Below are 3,582 nucleotides of genomic sequence, written 5' to 3'. Positions count from 1 at the left end.
ACCTTTTGTGCCCCGTTTTCTTATGTCTCCTACCGTCAAGATGGGTTGGTCTTTCAATGGCTTGTGGACCGAAGTCGGACACATAACGGTGCTCGCCGTGCAACATGACCGCACCTGCCATTTTCCAGAAGGATGCTTGTCATGTTGGAACGCCATTTCAGGTCGCTCATGGTGATCGACCGTATTAGAGCCCAGTGGCTTGGGCCGCAGATCGAGCGCTACGCTCAATCGCTTGATGAGTTACATACCGGGACCGCCACTGTTCGGCAGCATATTCGGGCCCTCGGGCACTTCAACGATTTTGCCGTTGGGCGCGGCGCAAAACGCCTTGATGAACTGCCCGACCACGTAGATGCGTTTGTCAGCCACTGGATTGCTGAACATGGCACGTGGTGCAAGAGCCCCCAAGATAGGGCGACAATCATTTCTCAAAGCCGTTTGCCAGTGGAGCGGATGCTCTGTCTAGCCCTGCCGGGTTTCACACGGCAAAGCCACCGTCAGGCCAATCCCTTCTACGTCAGCGTGCCCGGCTTCTTCCCTTTCCTTCTCAAGGAGAAAGGACTGCGACAAGCGACACTACACAAATACGCCTACACCCTACGCCCGTTCGAGTCATACTTGGCGCAGACGGGCATAACCCTGTCGGCGCTTACCCCGGCGTCCATCACCGATTTCATCAACGTCCGCGCTGAGGCATTGCATAAGTCCGGCATGCTCGGCACGACGGGCGCCTTGCGTGTTTTCCTCGCCTATCTGCACCGTGAAGGTATCATCGCCAACGATCTCACGCGCAGTATTCCGCGCGGCCGCGTCTATCGGCAGGCATCCATTCCACGAGCGATTTCATGGCCTGATGTCGAACGCTTGCTGGCCAGCGTCGATTGCCGCTCCGACTTGGGCAAGCGTGACTACGCCATTCTGACGTTGTTGGCCAGTTACGGATTGCGTGCGAGGGAGATAGCGGCCCTGTGCTTGGACGATCTTGACTGGGAGCATGACCAGATCAGCATCCCAATGCGCAAAGGCGGCCATTCGACCCGATATCCGCTGTCAGCGACAGTCGGCGAAGCAATGATCGCCTATTTGCGCGTTCGGCGCACGGATATCGCTGATCGCCAAGTCTTCTTGGCCGCAAGATCGCCCTATTCACCCATGACGCATACGGGGGTGTCGTGCATGGTCTCTGGCCGCATGCGCAGAATTGGCATTCAGGTTGCGCGCGCAGGATCGCACACATTACGCCATGCCTGCGTGCAACGCCTTGTGGAAGCAGACCTGCCGTTCAAAATCATTGGCGACTATGTCGGCCATCGCCACCCGGCATCCACATTGGTCTATGGCAAGGTGGCGGTACACAAGCTGCGAGAGATGGTCATTGCCCAAGGGGAGGACGTGCTATGACCGCCCCCTGGAACAGCTTTCAAAGCATCCTAGCCCCTCAGATCGAACAATACCTGCGTGCAAAACGCGCCATGGGGTGCAAGTTCGCCTGCGAAGACCGCCAACTACGGCTGCTCGATCGATTTCTCATCAACCGCGGCGTGGAAAGCATTGAGGCGATTGACGCACAGTGCCTGCAGGACTTCTTGGATTCCCGCAAACGCACCAACCCGCGCAGCTACAACAATCTGCTCGGAGATGTTCGACGGTTGTTCGACTGGATCGCCAGCCAACACATCCCAGGTGCCTCACCGGTAACGATCAAGGCTCGGCCGCAAACAGCGCGACAGCTGCCCTACCTGTTCTCAGACGAGACGATACGGCGCCTGCTGACTTTGGCAGCAGCATTGCCAGACAACGCGCGAGCGCCGCAGCGCGGCATCATCTATGAGATGATCTTTGCCTTGCTCGCCAGCCTTGGCCTGAGGGTCGGGGAAGTCGCCAATCTACAATGGGGCGATGTGGATCTGACGCGCGACCTGGTGGAGATCCGCAACACCAAATTCGGCAAGGACCGACTTGTGCCCTTTGGGCCCAAGCTGGCCGTCAGGCTGCGCACCTATCGGACACAACGGGAGCAAAATGGGTTCGTCTGCTCAGGCGCCCATCACTTGTTTTCCTGGAATGGCCGTACACCGATCAGCACCAACAGCATCCGCAACACATTCCGTGATGATCTGTTGCCCCAACTCGCCCTTGCGATACCGATTGGTGTTTCCGGCCCACACGTTCATGGCCTGCGACATTCATTCGCGGTGCGCACCCTGCTGAACTGGTACCGCCAAGGGATCGCGCCAGCTGACCGTCTGCATCATCTGTCCACATTTCTGGGGCATCTCAATCCCAACAGCACAGCAGTTTATCTGACCATAACGAACGACCTGCTTGATGCCGCAAACCACCGCTTTGAAGCCTTCGCGCCGACGCTGACCGATGGAGGCGAAGCATGACGCAGCCAAACTTTCCGGCATCCGTGCACCATTACTTTCTGGAGTATCTGCCGCGCCATAAAGGCCTGCAATCCAGCACGATCCGCAGTTATCGAGACAGCCTGCGCTTGTTTCTGATCTTCGTGGCCGATGCCAATCGGATAGGGGCCAGTGGCCTCGAGTTTAAGCACTTGGACTACTCTGCCGTGCAGGCATTCCTGCACAACATGGAAGTCGAGCGTGGTAATGCGATCAGTACGCGCAACCAACGCCTGACAGCCCTTCATGTTTTCTTCGAGTATCTCGGTAGGACGGCACCAGAGATGTTGCCGGTCAGCGCCAAGGTTGCAGCCATCCCGATGAAGCGCCATCAGCGTCCAGAGATGAAGTTTCTGGCACGTGATGAAGTCGAGGCGCTCTTTGCCTGCATCCCCGCCCAGGACCGTCTTTCGCTTCGCGACCGTGCACTCCTCATGCTGCTCTACAACACCGGTGCGCGCGTCTCAGAGGTCGCGCAACTGAAGGTGAATCAACTCGATTTAGCCTCACCGGCTCGGGTCAGATTACTGGGCAAAGGCTCCAAATGGCGAACCTGCCCTCTCTGGGCCCAGACCGCCAAAGCGTTGCAGGCCATGTTGGATGAACGGGGCGCGGTTCTCTCACCGGATAGCCTTGTGTTCGTCGGCGGTACAGGCGGTGGGATGACCCGTTTCGGTATCTACAAGCGTATTCGCCATTATGGCAAACTCTGGGAGGCGGCAGGGGTGCCTGCGTCGCGCACCCACCTCACGCCTCACGTGTTCAGGCATACAACAGCGGTCCATCTCCTCGAGGCAGGCGTAGAGGTCAACGTCATTCGGGGCTGGCTGGGGCATGTTAATCTTGAGACCACCAATCGCTACGCCGAGATAACCATACGCATGAAGGCCGATGCCTTGGACCTGCTCGAACCGGTCGCAACCAGAGGCGCAAGCAAGTCCGCATGGCGAGATGATGCCGCCATGCTGGCGTGGCTGTCATCCCTGTAGCGATATGACACTGGGCGGCATGTTTGACCGCCCGGTGTCCCTACAATCATCTTTCGCCCAAAACCAGAAACATCCAATGCCAGCAGATATGCACCGTTATGTGTCCGACTTCGGTCCACAAGCCATTGAAAGACCAACCCATTTTGACGGTAGGACACATAAGAAAACGGGGCACAAAAGATCCA

3 protein-coding genes are annotated in these 3,582 nt (G+C 57.7%); all 3 read left to right on the top strand.

What is annotated here, in order from left to right:
- Window positions 1–141: 141 nt before the first annotated feature.
- The 3 genes from FOA17_RS10625 to FOA17_RS10615 are packed head-to-tail and all read left to right on the top strand — an operon-like array spanning window position 142 to window position 3,397.
- Window positions 142–1,401, top strand: coding sequence for a tyrosine-type recombinase/integrase (locus tag FOA17_RS10625; protein WP_149141476.1), 1,260 nt, complete (start codon window positions 142–144; stop codon window positions 1,399–1,401).
- Window positions 1,398–2,390 (top strand): tyrosine-type recombinase/integrase, encoded by a 993-nt coding sequence (locus FOA17_RS10620; protein WP_149141475.1) that lies wholly within the window; start codon window positions 1,398–1,400, stop codon window positions 2,388–2,390. Before FOA17_RS10625 ends, FOA17_RS10620 begins: the two co-directional genes overlap by 4 nt.
- A complete protein-coding gene (locus FOA17_RS10615; protein ID WP_149141474.1) occupies window positions 2,387–3,397 on the top strand; it encodes a tyrosine-type recombinase/integrase in 1,011 nt (336 codons plus the stop codon). Before FOA17_RS10620 ends, FOA17_RS10615 begins: the two co-directional genes overlap by 4 nt.
- Window positions 3,398–3,582: the final 185 nt, after the last annotated feature.

Source organism: Gemmobacter caeruleus, from assembly GCF_008271655.1.
Classification (GTDB): Bacteria; Pseudomonadota; Alphaproteobacteria; order Rhodobacterales; family Rhodobacteraceae; genus Gemmobacter; species Gemmobacter caeruleus.
Note: the sequence above shows the minus strand (reverse complement) of the source record. Positions and strands in the feature narration are given on the sequence as shown.

Excerpts from the sequence above, each read along its gene's own strand:
- FOA17_RS10625 (WP_149141476.1), top strand. The coding sequence starts at position 142 with ATGTTGGAACGCCATTTCAGGTCGCTCATGGTGATCGACCGTATTAGA.
- FOA17_RS10615 (WP_149141474.1), top strand. The coding sequence starts at position 2,387 with ATGACGCAGCCAAACTTTCCGGCATCCGTGCACCATTACTTTCTGGAG.
- FOA17_RS10620 (WP_149141475.1), top strand. The coding sequence starts at position 1,398 with ATGACCGCCCCCTGGAACAGCTTTCAAAGCATCCTAGCCCCTCAGATC.